The following is a 13,888-nucleotide window of genomic DNA, read 5'->3' on the forward strand; positions in this document are numbered from 1 at the left end:
AAGTGCAACCCGATGTGCAGTGCTTCCGCTCGGAAAGCGCCTGAGGTACCGTGGAGGGCATGAGTACGCGCGCCGAGACAGCCGATCCGGAAGAGCGCGCCCTCGACCTGGCCTACGACGTCCTGCAGGCGCGCTGTCCGTCGCGCCCCGCGCTGGAGCACGTGACCGGCCGCTGGGGCACGCTGATCATGATGGCGCTGCGGGACGGCCCGGTCCGGTTCAACGAGCTGCGCCGCCGGGTCGACGGCGTCAGCGAGAAGATGTTGTCGCAGGGGCTGCAGGCCCTGGAACGGGACGGTTTCGTGGCCCGCGAGGTGCAGTCGACGATGCCGCCGAAGGTCGAGTACCGGCTGACGGCGCTCGGTACGGACACCGCGAACCTGCTGAAGGATCTGGTGACGTTCCTGGAGACCCGGATGCCGGACGTCGAGGCCGCGCAGGTGCGCTACGACGAGGCCGCCTCCGCATAATCGGGCGCGGTGATCCACACTGGGGCCCATGACCCGACACGTGGAATTCCAGCTCCTGCACAACTTCCGTGACCTCGGCGGCTATCCGACCGCCGACGGCCGCGCGACCAGGTGGGGCGTGCTGTACCGGTCGGACAACCTCCGGAAGCTGAGCGAGTCCGCCGATGTGGAGCGCTTCCTCGCGCTGGACGTCACCACGGTCGTGGACCTGCGGTACCCGTGGGAGATCGAGCAGTCCGGCCGGGTGCCGGAGTTCCCGGGGCTGCGCTACGTCAACCTGAGCATCGAGCACCAGCCCTACGACCAGGGTGCGTTGGGGGACGACTTCGATCCGTGGCGCTTCCTCGCGGATCGCTATATGGAAGTCGCGCAGGACGGCGTCAAGGAGATCCGCGGAGTCCTGGAGGCCATCGCCGATCCCGAGTCCGGGACCACGGTCTTCCACTGCGCTTCCGGCAAGGACCGGACCGGCATCATCGCCATGCTCGTCCTCAGTCTGATCGGAGTGTCCGAGGAGGACGTCCTGGAGGACTTCGCCCTGACGGAGTTGGCGACCGAGCGGTTGATCGCGGACTGGAGGGCGTTCTACCCCGGCCGGGAACTCACCTGGTCCGCCTACGCGCGCGCTCCTAAGGAGCCGATGGAGCTGTTCATCGCTGACCTGAAGTCCCGCTACGGCTCTGTAGAGGGTTACGCAGAGCAGGAACTTGGTGTCGACGACGGTCTGGTCGCCGCGTTGAAGGCGAAGCTAGTCGATGTCGAGGGCTAGGTCGATCGACATCGGGACGAAGCCGTAGCGCTGATAGAAGCGGATCGCGGCGCTGTTCGCCGTGTAGGCGGAGACGTGGAGGCGTACGGCGCCGCGTTCTCGTCCCCAGGAGATGAAGTCCTCGACCAGACGGCCGCCGATCCCTTGTCCTCTATAGGGCGGCGCCACATGTGTGCTGACCAGTTCGGCGCGCGCCGCGGTCCACATAGAGGATGCCGGACTGAACGTGCCGATCAGGTGCCCGACTACTCTGCTCTCTTCTGTAGCGACAAGTACCAGGGCGTCTGGAGCGGCGATGAGGCCGGCGCACCAGGTGCGATTGTTGTCCCGCGGCCAATCCGGGTCGCGCAGCCGATCCCGCGTCAGGCCGTCCTCCGCGAACAGGTCGGCGCTGTCGTGGGTGAGGCCGTCCAGATCGTCCAGGGTCGCCGGGCGGATCTCGATGTCGGTCATGTCCGGGTGATACCCGTCAGCTGTTCTCTACGACCATCCGGACCGCCAGGCCGAGCATGACGGTTCCGGAGATCTGCTCCATGCGGCGGCGCACCGTGCGGCGGCTGAAGAACGTGCGCAGCCGCTGGACGCACCACACATAGAGCGAGTAGTAGAAGACCTCGTACACGGCCCAGGCGGCGGCCAGCAGGACCATCGTCACGAGCTTCGGGGCGTGCGCCGGGACGAACTGCGGCAGGAACGACATCGCGAAGATCGCGGCCTTCGGGTTGGCCAGGTTCGTCAGGAGTCCGGCGCGGTAGGACCACAGCGGTCCCCGGGTCCGTGCGTCGCCGTCGGCCGCGTCGGGTTCCTCGGCGCCGTCCTCCCCCTTCATCCGGCGGGCGGAGCGGAAGGACTGGACGGCGAACCACACCAGGACGCAGGCGCCGACGACGCGCATCCCGTCATAGGCGATCTGGGAGGCCGCCAGCAGGGCGGTGAAGCCGAAGGCGGCGGCACATCCCCAGACGAAGACTCCGCTCTCGTTGCCGAGGACGGTCGCGATCCCGGCGCGCTTCCCGCCCCGGATCGACTGGCGGATGATCAGCGCCGTGCTCTGTCCGGGAACCGCGGCGACCGCCGTGCAGGCGAGGAGGAAGGGCAGCAGGGTTGCCAGCATCTGCTCATCGTCCGCACGCGCGGGGGCGGCGGCAAACGGATTTCGTCCTAGACCGCTGCGTGGAACGCCTCGATGGCCCGCTGCACGCGCAGTCCCGCGGCGAAGTCGGCCAACGTCGACGGCCGGCCGCGGACCGCGCCGACGAACTCTCCGAGGCGGGTGTCCTCGCCGCCCTGCGGTCCGGTGAGCTCGACCGGATTCCAGCCGCTCGCGTCACCCACGGAGAGGTCGCCCCATGAAGTGATCCGGTAGGAGCGGCGGGAGCCGTAGAGGGTCCAGGCGTAGGTCTCCGGTCCGGCTGCGACGTTTCCCGCCAGGCGGACGGGGATCCCATTCGCAGAGAACAGTCCGGTCGCGGTGGTCTCTCCGTCTTCTCCGTAGGAGACCTCTGTGTGGACTGTGGTGAGCGGACCCACGACGCGGTCCGTGAGGAACACATAGTGGGAACCGACTTCGCGCAGGAAGCCGCCTTGCTCGCGGCCGGCGACCCAGCGGGCGTCCTTCTGGAACTTCCTGGGCCACTCCGGGAAGAGCAACTGGATGTCTACTCCGAGGACGTCCCCGGCTTCCCCTGCGCGGACCGCACGGAGGACTTCCACTGCGGCGCTTCGATCGGAGAGCGTGTAGTTGAGTGCGTTGACCAGACCTGTGGCGGCGGCGACGTTCACCATCTCCTCGCCCTCTGCCAGATCCACGGCCAAGGGCTTCTCGCAGAAGACCGCCTTGCCCGCGTTCATGGCGGCGATCGCATAGCGCGCGTGCGTAGTGGGAGGCGCTGCTATGTAGACGGCGTCGATGGCGGTGCTGGCGATGACGGCCATCGGGTCGTCCGTGAAGGCCACTGCGGGATTCGCTATACGTGCGCGCTCTATAGCGGCGCCATGAGGATCCGCAGCGAGTCCGACGGTGACGTCCGGATGGGCCGTGGCGACGGCGAGCATCTCGGCACCCATGGCCCCGAGGCCGATGACACCGAGGTGGAGCGGGAGATCGGTCATGATCGCAGGGAACCGCGGCGGCGGGCCCGTTGTTCCGCGGTGTCTGGATCTTTATGCGAACGTGGCCAGTCCGGCGCTCCATGCGGCCGGGATGTCGGCGTCGGAAGGAAACCGGCCGTCGATCTCCAGGCTCACCATGCCGTGCGCGAAGGCCCACAGGGCTCGGGCCTTGGGTGCGTCGTGTCCGATCACCTTGAGCAGCGGCAGTGCGGCGCGCTCCTCCAGTCCTTCCGGAAGGAGATCCCTTCGGAGGGGCCGGTAGTTCATGAGTCGGTAGAGATGCGGGTGCGCGACTGCGTACTCGCGATACGTCCTGGCGAGTGCCGCCAGCGGATCGTTGGAGTCGGCGATCGCGGCTTCCAGCGCTCCTGCGTACTCAAGGAATCCGTCGGCGACCACGAGGGCTTCCAGCGCGGTCTTGTCCGGGACGTGCTTATAGAGCGACGGCGCTTTGATCCCCAGAGCGTCGGCCACCCGGCGCATGGTCAGACCGTCAGGGCCTTCGGCGTCCAGCAACGCGCGAGCGGCCTCGGCGATCTGCCGCTGCCGCTCGGTGAGCGCTCCGGGGGATGTCTCAGCCACGGATGAAGCCTTCCTTGGTGCGCAGGTTGTAGCCGGCGACGCGGTCGATCGCGATGTGCAGCATCCAGGCCAGCAGGAACGTGAACAGCGCGGGGACCTGAACCGGGGACACGGAGTACGCCACGGCCAGGACGAACGGGATCCAGGTGCGGTGCGCGGTGTTGTAGAAGGGGACGGCCTTGCGCGGCAGTTGCCCCTGGCGCACCGGCTCGTGCGACCCGGCCGCCGCGAAGAACGACAGGTCGGGGGCGATCAGGCCGCCGACGAGCGCCAGCCAGCTGCCCGCGCCGTGGTTCACGCCCTCCAGGATCGCGAAGGCGGTGAGGAACACGGCCCAGGCGGCCCAGCCGGTCCGGCGCGCGGCGGACGGGAAACGGTGGTCGGTCGTCGCAGCGGATTCGAGGGTGGTCATAGCGGTCCCCAGTCTGTCGCCATCGTGCGCCGCGCCTGACGGTGCGCCCGGCGCTGCGGCTAACGTTGTTAGCTTCACCGTAGGCTAACGGCATTAGCCTGTCAACGGGAGTCGTCGGCACGGCCGCCACATAGACATGCCCCCGCGATGCAACCTGTTCTGGAGACTCCGTGGTTTGTGCTGCGGAAGGGGGTACCGGATGCGGTCCGAGGACGAAGACGAGTTCCGTCGCTTCACGGCTGCGCGCTGGCCGGGCCTGGTGCGGACGGCGTACCTGCTCACCGGGGACCTCGGGCACGCCGAGGACCTCGCGCAGACCACCCTGATCAAGGCGTACCGGTCCTGGCACCGGGTCCGCCGGGTCGACGACGTCGACGCCTACGTGCGCAAGATCCTGATCAACGCCAACCGGAGCCGGTTCCGGGCCAAGCGGCCGGTCGAGCTCAGCGTCGCCACACTCCCGGAGCCCCAGGCGCCGCCGGACGCCGGCAGCGGGGTCGAGGAGCGGGACGTGCTGTTCGCGGCGCTCGCCGGGCTGCCGCCCCGCCAGCGCGCGATCGTGGTCCTGCGGTACTGGGAGGACTTGGCGGAGGGCGAGGTGGCCGCTCTGCTCGGCTGCTCCGTCGGCACCGTCAAGAGCCAGGCCTCGCGGGCGCTGGCGAAGCTGCGGACCGACGCGGGGCTGGCGGGGCTGAGCCCGTTTCAGGACCCGGCGGCGGCGATGAGGGGAGCACGGACATGACACAGGAGTCGTGGGAGAACGGCCTGCGGGACGTCATGACCGGCACCGCGGTGGCGGCACGCGTCGCCGCGCCGCCGACCGACACGATCCTCCGCAAGGGGCGGTCCTCGCTCCGGTGGCGGAACGGGCTGACCGGCTCCGGGGTCCTCGGGGTCGTCGCCGCGGCGGTGCTGGTGGGCACGTCGCTGGGACCCGGAACCGCAGGCGGCTCCGCGCAGACCGCGGCCGCGGCGGACGCCGTGGTCACGATGGGTCCGGCGTCGGCGAAGACCAAGGTGGTGCTGTACGAGGACTACCGCTGCCCGGTGTGCAAGGAGTTCAACGCGAGCCTCGACTCTGTGCTCCAGCAGGACGCCGCCGCCGGAAAGATCCAGATCGAGTACCGGCCGACAGACCTCATCGACCGGAACGACACAGTGCGGGGCACCGGATCCGTGACGGCTGGCAACGCCGTGCTGTGCGCCGCCGAGCACGGCGCCTTCTACGCCTACCGCGACGCGGTGTACGCCCATCAACCGGTCGAGGCCGCCGACTCCTTCCAGTCGCCGGCACAACTCATCGACATCGCCCGCGCGATTCCGGGTCTGGACACACCGGCCTTTGAGAAGTGTGTGGACGATCAGCCCTATGCGGCGGGGATCAAGCACAACTTCGACACCGCCATCAACACCGTGCATTGCCCCGGCGTGCCCTGCGTGAACGCCGGCGGAAAGCAGTGGAGCGGGCCGCTCGCGCAGGGCGAGGATCTGGCGGCGACGGTCAATACCTGGTTGTCGCAGATCATCGCGTCGGACTAGTTTGACGGCCCGTGAGCTCTGATCCGAAGGCGATCATCGAGTCCGGATACGACGCCATGGCCGAGGAGTACTTGTCCACGTTCGGCGAAGCCGTGCCCGACGACCCGAGGGTCCGCTTCGTCGGCGAACTGGCGAACCACCTCGCCGACGGCGCCCGCGTGCTCGAACTCGGATGCGGCGCCGGCGTGCTCGAACTCGGATGCGGCGCCGGCGTGCCCGCCACAGTCCTGCTGGCTCAACGTTTTGACGTACTCGGCGTGGACATCTCCGCCGGCCAGCTGGCGCTCGCCGCGCAGCGGGTGCCGCGCGCCGGCTTCCGGAAAGCCGACATGACACAACTGGAGCTGCCCGAGGCCTCGTTCGACGCCGTCGCTGCCTTCTACAGCTTCAACCACGTCCCCCGCGCCGAGCAGCAGCCGCTGCTGGCCCGGATCGGCCGGTGGCTGCGGCCCGGCGGACTCCTGCTGGCCTCCTTCGGCCGCGGCGGCTCGGCCGACGACGTCGAGCCCTGGCTCGGCGTCCCCATGTTCTTCGCCAGCCACGACCCCGCGACGAACACCCGCCACCTCGCCGAGGCCGGCTTCGTCCCGCTGGTCGACGAGCTCGTGAGTACGGAGACGCCGCTGGGGCGCGAGACATGGCAGTGGGTGCTGGCGAAACTGCTCTGACCTGCGAGGCGCGACGTTGTTAGCGCAGCGCTTCCCGCGTTCACGGTGATGGTTTCCCGGTCATAGCCAGCCGCGTTTGGCGGCCTTCATCCCGGCTTCGAAGCGTAATCCGGCGTCGAGGCGCTGCATGAGGTCGGCCATGATGCGGCGGACGGTGCGCAGGGAGATCCCGAGCTTCTTGGCTGCGGTCTCGTCGGTGGCGCCGTCGGCGAGCAGGTTGAGCAGGGTGCGTTCGGTGTCGGACAAGCCGGTATGGGCATCGACGGGCTTGCCGACGTCCAGCGGGGCTGCGTTGCGCCATACCGTCTCGAACAGCTCCAGCAGGCTGGCGATGACACCGGGCGCGGTGACGACGGCGGTGCCTCGGCCACGGACGGTCGGGTCCAGGGGAACGACCGCGATCCGCCGGTCGGAGATGAACAGCCGCTGCGGGAGGGTCGGACTGGTTCGGACCTGGGCGCCGGCGGATGCCAGGTCGCGGGCGTAGTCGGCCAGGTGTGCATCGTTGCGGACAGCCTCCAGATACAGCGATCGTGCCGCCACGCCCCTGCGCAGCAGATCGGCATCCAGCGGCCAGGCGTCGGCGAGCATCCGCGCCGGCAGGGTGGTGGCCGGTACCAGGGAGTCGACGGTCGTAGTGGTGCGCAGGGCGATCTGCTCGAACCGGGCATGGATCGCGTCGGCGCCGATGACCTCCTCGATCTGGCTGGCCGGATCGCGGCCGTCGTCGTCCAGGCGCGCGGTGACAGTCCTGGCGATCTGATCGCGCTGGGCCTGGATGCGGCGTTGCTGCTCGGCAAGTTCGGCTTCCTGGAGGCGTAGCAGCTGGGCCAGAGCCGCCTCGGCGGTGATCGGTAGCAGCAGTTCGGGGTGCTGCTGGGAGGTGCGGACCAGGGCTCGGTCGGCCAGGGCGTCCAAGCGCTCACGGGCTTGCGACTCGTCGAGCCCCAGGATCTGGGCCAGGTCGGCCACGCCGGCGCCGGGGGCGGCGGCCATGGCCGTCCACAGCTGTGCCAGCTGCTCCTCCAGGCCCAAGGTCAGCAAAGTGGACACCTCGATAGCTGCGCCTGCGGCCATTGCCCACCCCCCTGGTGTGTTGTTCGCCCCGCACCGCAGTCACCGGCCGCGGGGCCCTGAGCAGAGATCAGCCCAGGCCGTCACCCCGGCCAGGAAGGGCACATAGCCGAATTCTCCTCGGCCGATCGGGCGGCGCTCCGTCCAGGTGCGCCGCGTCTGCCTGCACAGGGATTGGCACCAAGGTGCCACGCACCTTGGTGCCACCGGCATTCCCTTCCAGTGCAGGTCAGGACTTGGAAGAGTTCTTCTTGCCAGCCCGGATCGCCACCGGAGGACGCATCGGACCGGAATCTCCGGCCCGAACACGATCACCGACTCCTGTGCCGATTGGGGATACCGCCATGTCCAAAACCGCCCGCATCACCCGCCGCCTGCTGATCCCTGCCATTCTGGCCACCGCCTCGATCGCACCAGCCGTGCACACCGCACATGCCACGGCCACCGCAGCCGGGACCGGTGCCGTGGTACAGGCGGCAGCCGCAGTACACGCAGACGGAATGCCTTGCATGTCCTGCGGCGGCTGACGTGGACATGGCCCTCCTCCGCCTGTGCCCAGGGCCTGATGCCCGAATCAGCACCCCGAGCCCTGAGATCGTCGCCGACATCCTGTGGGCCGCAGCGGTCCCCGCCGACGGTCTCGAACACATCCGCGCCCGGCACGGCCCGACCCCGACCGCCATCGACCTCGCACTGTTCCACATCGGATCCGAGGCCGAGACGGTCGCCGACATCGCGCTGCGACTGTGCCGCCGCGCCATCGATGCCGCACCAGCGCTGGCCGGCTGGACCGCCACCCGGATCCCGCTTGGGACCCACTACGACGCTGTGCAGACCGAGCAGGTCCCGCACTTGCGCGATTTCCTTCCGCAATTCGGTAACGACCACCACCGCAGTCGATAACGAGAGAGTGAAATAGATCATGAAGAACATCCGGCGTCGGCTGTCCGCCTCGATAGCCGCCGGTTCGATGACCGCAGCGCTGAGCGTTACGCTTCTGGCCACATCGCCTGCGCATGCCGATGGTGCGGCAGCATGCGCCGATACATCCAGCAAGGGCGGTGTCATATCCCCTTGCATGATGATCGCCCGGGCATACAACTGGATTGCCGCAGGCGTTCCATACGACCAGGGCGGTTGGTATGCCAGCCCGTCCGGAGACGGCACCTACCGTGAGGACTGTGCCGGATTCGTGGCGATGGCCTGGCACATGAAGTGGAGCCCGCCAGTCACCTACGCTCCGCCCGGTCTGGACGACCCGTCCATCTCGAAGTACCTCGGTACCGTCAGCAGCCTGAAGAACGCCGGGAGCCTGGACACGATCCAGCCCGGCGACGCGCTCGTCCTCACCGGCGAGCATGTGGTGCTGTTCGCCGGCTGGACCGACTCCTCGCATACGTCAGCGGTGATTGACTCTGAATCCCATACGGGTGTTCCTACCTCACAGAGTGCAGGACTCTATGCCTGGAGCACCAAATACCTGATCGGCGAGGGCTACAAGGTCTATCGGTACAACAACGACCAGCTCAGCAATCCCGCCAGCCCTCCGACCACCACTGTCGACAGTGCATCTGTCACCAATTCGGCGGTGACGCTAACCGGCACCGCGTCCCCTGGCGCAGACTACTTCTACTTCCACGTGCAGCAGAACGGTGTCGACAAGCTCTACTCTCCTGCAGTGGCTGGGACTCCGGGAACCCCGCACCACACCTGGAGTTTTGACCCGAAGTCCCTGCCGAATGGCACCTACCAGGTGATCGCTTCGGCGAGCCTCAACGGGCAAATCGGTACGTCAGCCGGCTACAACATCACGATTAACAACGCTCCCGCTGCGCCTCCCGCGCCTTCGGTATCGAGCCCATCCGGCATCGCCACAGGCGTTGTGGCGATGACCGCTTCTGCCCCGGGTGCAAACTCTGTTACGTACAGTGTTGACGGAGCCGTCGTCGGAACGTCTACCTCGGGACCGGACTTCTCGCTGGAGTGGGACTCGGCGGCTGTGCCTAACGGATTGCATTCCATCACCGCAACGGCTAGCAATGGCAGTGCCACTTCTCCGGTCTCTTCAACAGTCAAGACGGATGTAGAAGACTCTCGGCGTGATGTGGGCGTGATTACCCCCAGTGCATCTGACGCCACCTCGACCAAGGTCGGAGATGCCAACGGTCAGATGCACGTGTTCAGCCGCGGTGCCGACGGCCACCTGTACGACAGCTATGCAATGCCGGGCGGCGCGTGGAACCTCTACGATCTGACTAAATATGGAGGTGCGCCGGCGATTTCGGGCGCTCCGGCTGCGGTGGTCGACTCGTCTGGTGTTCTGAACGTGTTCAGTCGTGGCGCGAACGGCCATCTTTACGACACCTACGCCGCTGCGGGAGCAGCGTGGAACGACTTCGACCTGACTGCTCAGGGCGGAGCTCCAACGATCGGGACGGATCCCGCGGTGACGGTGGACAGCTCCGGGACGATGAACGTGTTCACTCGTGGTGCGGACGGTCACCTGTACGACACCTACGCTCAGGCTGGCGCAGTGTGGAACGATTTCGACCTGACTGCTCAGGGCGGCGCCCCGACCATCACGAACAACCCTGCGGTGACGGTGGACAGCTCCGCGACGATGAATGTGTTCACCCGTGGTGCGGACGGTCACCTGTACGACTCGTACGCCAAGGCCGGCGGGACCTGGAACGACTACGACCTCACAGCACAGGCCGGTGCTCCGACCATCACGAACAACCCTGCGGTGACGGTGGACACTTCGGGGACGATGAACGTGTTCACTCGTGGTGCGGACGGTCACCTGTATGACTCGTACGCCAAGTCCGGTGGGACCTGGAACGACTACGACCTGACTGCTCAGGCTGGCGCTCCGACCATCACGAACAATCCTGCGGTGACGGTGGACACTTCGGGGACGATGAACGTGTTCGCCCGTGGCGCGGACGGTCACCTGTATGACTCGTACGCCAAGGCCGGTGGGACCTGGAATGACTACGACCTCACAGCACAGGCCGGCGCCCCGACGATCGTCAACGAGCCGTCCGTCACCGTTGACACCTCGGGGACGATGAATGTGTTCACCCGTGGTGCGGACGGTCACCTGTACGACTCGTACGCCAAGGCCGGCGGGACCTGGAACGACTACGACCTGACCTCCGGAGCGAGCGTTCCCGTCATGTAGCCAGATTCCAGTGGCCGTGACCACATAACTTCGCGTCCTGCGGCTCTCTGGAGCCGCAGGACGCGGCGTTTCGGTCGCGGCTCCTTCACAGCGTCCGGCTGCGAAGGTCTGCGATACACGAAGACCGTCGCCCGCGACATCTCTGGCCGGGGTTCAGGTCAGCCGCCGCTACCCGCCCCTGGGTCGGCCAGGAGCCGACCCAGGGGAGCACGCGACCAGGGCACTGGCAGACGTTGTACAGCGACCCAGCAGGTTTCCAGCTCCCCATCAAGGCACTCGGCTACAAAGCAGTGTTCGATTACCGCGTTGACCAGGTCGGCATCGCTGCCCAGGCGATCCTGCTCGCCTTCCAACTCGCCCATGCCGACAAACGGAAGATTGTGGCCTGGGCCGACGCACTGCCCGACCCGCAGTCCGGCAGACCACGAAGACGTCCGGCACCGCGACGGGTCACAACCTTGAAAGCGTGGACGCCGACAGGCCGGATCCATCCGCCCGATGCGCTTCGAGCAGCCTGACAAGCCGCTACTAACTCATATGAAGATCCGGGTGGTTTGAGGCAGCCTGCCCTGGCGAACAAGAAGCGGCCTGCCGCGTGGCCTTCTGGTGCTTCGGCAGGCCGTCGTTGCCACGTCCAGACAAAGCAAGAGACCCGGCTTGCAGCGACTTGCGTCACCACAACCGGGCCACTTTAGGGGTTAACCACAAGTGGGGTACCGACGAAACTGTCTTGAGCTGGTCTCGCAGCTCGTGACTGGGGCTTGGTTCCCGGGCTAAGGGTGATCGTTTCCCGGTGTCTCGGGCCGGCTGGTGGCTGGCCCGAGACTTGCTTGGGGCTGGACGTTAGAATTGTGCGGTGCCGTGGAGCAGTTTCACGATGGATGCTGCCAGGCTCGGCGTGATGATGCTGGTGCCGCCGAAGATGTCGGCGCGGATGTTGCCCGTGCGAGCACCGAGGACGGAGGCCGACTCGGTGGGGACTTTGCTGTTGATGCCGTCGACCAGAACGATCGGCCCATCGGACTCAGCCATGAACGTTCCACCGGTCAGAGCGTCGGGGTAGCCGGGGTTGGTGGCCGATGCAACGCCGTTGGCGATGCCGACCTGGGTGGTCGCGAACACGCCGGTGAACTGCCGCGCGACCAGTGCCGCGGTGTCGAACCGGTCCAGACCCGAGAACGACTTCGCCGCGGCTGGCCAGGCGTGACCGGCCTGGGCGCCGACGGTCGCCACGGTCTTGCCCTTCAGGAACGCCGCGGTGGCGGGGTCGAGGTTGGCACCGTCGGACAGGACGATCGCTGCCGGGGCGCCGGGGGCGACTGCGAACGGGCCAGCGGCGTAGGGGCCAGCCGCCAGGGCGTCGGCGAATCCGGCACCGGTGGCCAGCACTACGTGCTGGGGCGAGCCCATGCCGTCACGCGCCACCCGCAGCGCGGTGTCCGCGCGGTTGACTCCCTTGTACTGCGTCACCGCATAGCCCAAGGACTTGAGCTGGCTGACGATGGCGGGGTTCATCGCGCTGTCGCCACCGAGCACGTGGATGGCACCGCCGTGGGGCAGGACCCGCTGGATCTCAGCCAAGACCCGCGGATCGAGATGGGTGGCTGAGCCGTCAGTCAGCAGCAGCGGGCCGCCCTTCTTCGCGGCCAGCGGCCCGCCGGACAGCGCGTCGGGGTAATTCAGGCTGGTGGCGAGCACCACGGCCTTCGCCGATCCGCTGGCCGTCCAGCGCTGCTGAGAAATGGCGATCCCGGTGCCGATCCGATCGGAGCCGGCGTCACGATAGACCTTCGGTCCGGCGGAAGCCGGGGTTGGGACGGGGTTCGGTACGGGGGTGGGCGTCGGTGTCTGTGAAGTTGCGGTGGGCGGATTCAAAGGGGTTCCGGCTGGGAGGGGAACCCACCCGCCGATCCCCCTGGAGGCTCCGCTGGCAGGGATTTGTGCGTCGGCGGAGTTGCCACCGGAACTAGAACCGACGGTTTGTCCCAGCGTGGCGCTATGGAAGAGCAGTTGGGACTCGTTTGGGGACCACTGCGGCTGGTTGTCGGCGAGACCGTTGACGGAGTTGTCGTAGACGGCAGTGGATTGCGCGATCCATTCCGGCGAACCGTCTGTGGGCCTGACAACGATCTGGCTGACGTGCCCCGAGCCGCCCTGAAGGATGGCGAGGAACTTGCCATCAGGAGACAGTGACTCGCAACTGTCGAACCACTGGACTGGAACAGTTCGGGTGGCGTTGGTCGCGGGGTTGAAGATGGTGTAGGAACCTGGACCGTTGGTACCCCAGCCGATCTCTCCCGTCTGTTCGGCGACAGAGAACGGAAGTCCGGGGGCTTGCGTGAGCCGCTGCAGGCCGGTGCCGTCCGGGTGGATCCGGCTCAGGTACATGGTGCCTGTGTGCTGGTCCATGTCGTGGACGTAGAGCCAAGAACTGTCGGGGCTCCACTGATACCCGTCGAAGGTGACGGTGTCGCCGCTGCCCAGGGCTGGTACGGGAACGGCTGTCGCATTGGATCCGTCGCTGTCCGCAACGACCAGCACCTGGCCCTCCGGGTTGGAGGTGTTGCTCTCGAGGAATGACAGGTGCCTGCCATCAGGGGACACCTTGACCTGAGCGATCCGGCCGTAGGTGAGGAGCCCGGGTCCGCTCAGAGGGATGGCCTTCAATCCGGATCCATCTGGATTGGCGACAGCGATGCCATCCGTAACGTTCGTATTCGGGCTTGGGTTGTACGCGAAGACGACTTGGCCAGTCAGCAGTGGAGCGGCGGTTGGTGCTGCCGAAGCCGGGGACATGCCGGCGACGGACACGCCGCAGGCCAGAGTTCCCAGGATCGCGGTGCGGCTCGCTGTAGTCAGCCGTCGTGGACGCATTCGTTTCTCCCCTTATGAAATGCGCGTTGTCGCTAGAGCGTGGCGACCCTACACCTGTTCGAAGGCTGATGAGTCATTAGGTCGCAGTGTTCTCACGAGACCTCCAGAGTGGGAGTCCGCATCTGTCGCAGCCAGACTCCACAGAGCCTGGCGGCCCCGCGTTTCGAATGCTGCCTTGAAACGGTGTGTCGGTAAACGAACGTT

Annotated in this window: 14 protein-coding genes; 7 read left to right on the top strand and 7 right to left on the bottom strand. The window is 67.1% G+C overall.

What is annotated here, in order from left to right:
• The first annotated feature begins 59 nt into the window (after nt 1-59).
• Together ABH920_RS01505 and ABH920_RS01510 are read left to right on the top strand one after the other, a co-directional pair.
• On the top strand, nt 60-470 hold the full coding sequence (locus ABH920_RS01505) for a winged helix-turn-helix transcriptional regulator (protein WP_370345897.1): 411 nt from the start codon (nt 60-62) through the stop codon (nt 468-470).
• 28 nt (nt 471-498) lie between these two features.
• A complete protein-coding gene (locus tag ABH920_RS01510; protein WP_370345899.1) occupies nt 499-1,239 on the top strand; it encodes a tyrosine-protein phosphatase in 741 nt (246 codons plus the stop codon).
• On the opposite strand, the gene ABH920_RS01515 is transcribed toward ABH920_RS01510, so the two are convergent.
• From ABH920_RS01515 to ABH920_RS01535, 5 genes are read right to left on the bottom strand one after another with little or no spacing between them, the layout of a single operon-like run.
• Nucleotides 1,219-1,692 carry an N-acetyltransferase family protein gene (locus ABH920_RS01515; protein ID WP_370345901.1) on the bottom strand — a complete coding sequence of 158 codons (474 nt, stop codon included), beginning with the start codon at nt 1,690-1,692 and terminating at the stop codon, nt 1,219-1,221. The genes ABH920_RS01510 and ABH920_RS01515 overlap by 21 nt on opposite strands.
• Nucleotides 1,693-1,708: 16 nt before the next feature.
• A complete protein-coding gene (locus tag ABH920_RS01520; RefSeq protein WP_370345903.1) occupies nt 1,709-2,353 on the bottom strand; it encodes a LysE family translocator in 645 nt (214 codons plus the stop codon).
• 47 nt (nt 2,354-2,400) lie between these two features.
• Nucleotides 2,401-3,351, bottom strand: a complete 951-nt coding sequence (locus ABH920_RS01525) for a Gfo/Idh/MocA family protein (RefSeq protein WP_370345904.1) — start codon at nt 3,349-3,351, stop codon at nt 2,401-2,403.
• Nucleotides 3,352-3,402: 51 nt separating this feature from the next.
• Nucleotides 3,403-3,933: a TetR/AcrR family transcriptional regulator gene (locus ABH920_RS01530; protein ID WP_370345906.1), complete on the bottom strand. Its 531-nt coding sequence runs from the start codon at nt 3,931-3,933 to the stop codon at nt 3,403-3,405.
• The gene (locus tag ABH920_RS01535; RefSeq protein ID WP_370345908.1) at nt 3,926-4,345 is read right to left on the bottom strand and encodes a DUF4260 family protein; all 420 of its coding nucleotides are present in this window, start codon (nt 4,343-4,345) and stop codon (nt 3,926-3,928) included. The genes ABH920_RS01530 and ABH920_RS01535 overlap by 8 nt, the downstream gene beginning before the upstream one ends.
• Nucleotides 4,346-4,544: 199 nt before the next feature.
• On the opposite strand from ABH920_RS01535, the gene ABH920_RS01540 reads away from it, so the two are divergent.
• Genes ABH920_RS01540 through ABH920_RS01550 form a run of 3 tightly spaced genes read left to right on the top strand, consistent with a single transcriptional unit; the run spans nt 4,545 to nt 6,552 of the window.
• Nucleotides 4,545-5,087, top strand: coding sequence for a SigE family RNA polymerase sigma factor (locus ABH920_RS01540; protein WP_370345910.1), 543 nt, complete (start codon nt 4,545-4,547; stop codon nt 5,085-5,087).
• Entirely contained in the window at nt 5,084-5,884 is an 801-nt protein-coding gene (locus ABH920_RS01545; RefSeq protein ID WP_370345912.1) for a DsbA family protein, read from the top strand. The genes ABH920_RS01540 and ABH920_RS01545 overlap by 4 nt, the downstream gene beginning before the upstream one ends.
• A gap of 11 nt (nt 5,885-5,895) precedes the next feature.
• On the top strand, nt 5,896-6,552 hold the full coding sequence (locus ABH920_RS01550; protein ID WP_370345914.1) for a class I SAM-dependent methyltransferase: 657 nt from the start codon (nt 5,896-5,898) through the stop codon (nt 6,550-6,552).
• A 60-nt stretch (nt 6,553-6,612) separates the two neighbouring features.
• Here ABH920_RS01550 and ABH920_RS01555 read toward each other — a convergent pair whose 3' ends face one another.
• Nucleotides 6,613-7,605 carry a LuxR C-terminal-related transcriptional regulator gene (locus tag ABH920_RS01555; protein WP_370345916.1) on the bottom strand — a complete coding sequence of 331 codons (993 nt, stop codon included), beginning with the start codon at nt 7,603-7,605 and terminating at the stop codon, nt 6,613-6,615.
• A 555-nt stretch (nt 7,606-8,160) separates the two neighbouring features.
• On the opposite strand from ABH920_RS01555, the gene ABH920_RS01560 reads away from it, so the two are divergent.
• Nucleotides 8,161-8,529 (top strand): hypothetical protein, encoded by a 369-nt coding sequence (locus tag ABH920_RS01560; protein ID WP_370345918.1) that lies wholly within the window; start codon nt 8,161-8,163, stop codon nt 8,527-8,529.
• Nucleotides 8,530-8,548: 19 nt separating this feature from the next.
• Nucleotides 8,549-10,810, top strand: a complete 2,262-nt coding sequence (locus ABH920_RS01565; RefSeq protein ID WP_370345920.1) for an Ig-like domain-containing protein — start codon at nt 8,549-8,551, stop codon at nt 10,808-10,810.
• An 843-nt stretch (nt 10,811-11,653) separates the two neighbouring features.
• On the opposite strand, the gene ABH920_RS01570 is transcribed toward ABH920_RS01565, so the two are convergent.
• Entirely contained in the window at nt 11,654-13,684 is a 2,031-nt protein-coding gene (locus ABH920_RS01570) for a cell wall-binding repeat-containing protein (protein WP_370345922.1), read from the bottom strand.
• Between the last annotated feature and the right edge of the window lie 204 nt (nt 13,685-13,888).

It is taken from the genome of Catenulispora sp. EB89 (assembly GCF_041261445.1).
In the GTDB taxonomy this organism is placed as follows: Bacteria; Actinomycetota; Actinomycetes; order Streptomycetales; family Catenulisporaceae; genus Catenulispora.

What these genes read in the sequence shown, in the direction of transcription:
- ABH920_RS01505 (WP_370345897.1), top strand. Translation starts at nt 60, where the DNA reads ATGAGTACGCGCGCCGAGACAGCCGATCCGGAAGAGCGCGCCCTCGAC.
- ABH920_RS01510 (WP_370345899.1), top strand. Translation starts at nt 499, where the DNA reads ATGACCCGACACGTGGAATTCCAGCTCCTGCACAACTTCCGTGACCTC.
- ABH920_RS01515 (WP_370345901.1), bottom strand. Translation starts at nt 1,692, where the DNA reads ATGACCGACATCGAGATCCGCCCGGCGACCCTGGACGATCTGGACGGC.
- ABH920_RS01520 (WP_370345903.1), bottom strand. Translation starts at nt 2,353, where the DNA reads ATGCTGGCAACCCTGCTGCCCTTCCTCCTCGCCTGCACGGCGGTCGCC.
- ABH920_RS01525 (WP_370345904.1), bottom strand. Translation starts at nt 3,351, where the DNA reads ATGACCGATCTCCCGCTCCACCTCGGTGTCATCGGCCTCGGGGCCATG.
- ABH920_RS01535 (WP_370345908.1), bottom strand. Translation starts at nt 4,345, where the DNA reads ATGACCACCCTCGAATCCGCTGCGACGACCGACCACCGTTTCCCGTCC.
- ABH920_RS01540 (WP_370345910.1), top strand. Translation starts at nt 4,545, where the DNA reads ATGCGGTCCGAGGACGAAGACGAGTTCCGTCGCTTCACGGCTGCGCGC.
- ABH920_RS01545 (WP_370345912.1), top strand. Translation starts at nt 5,084, where the DNA reads ATGACACAGGAGTCGTGGGAGAACGGCCTGCGGGACGTCATGACCGGC.
- ABH920_RS01560 (WP_370345918.1), top strand. Translation starts at nt 8,161, where the DNA reads ATGGCCCTCCTCCGCCTGTGCCCAGGGCCTGATGCCCGAATCAGCACC.
- ABH920_RS01565 (WP_370345920.1), top strand. Translation starts at nt 8,549, where the DNA reads ATGAAGAACATCCGGCGTCGGCTGTCCGCCTCGATAGCCGCCGGTTCG.
- ABH920_RS01570 (WP_370345922.1), bottom strand. Translation starts at nt 13,684, where the DNA reads ATGCGTCCACGACGGCTGACTACAGCGAGCCGCACCGCGATCCTGGGA.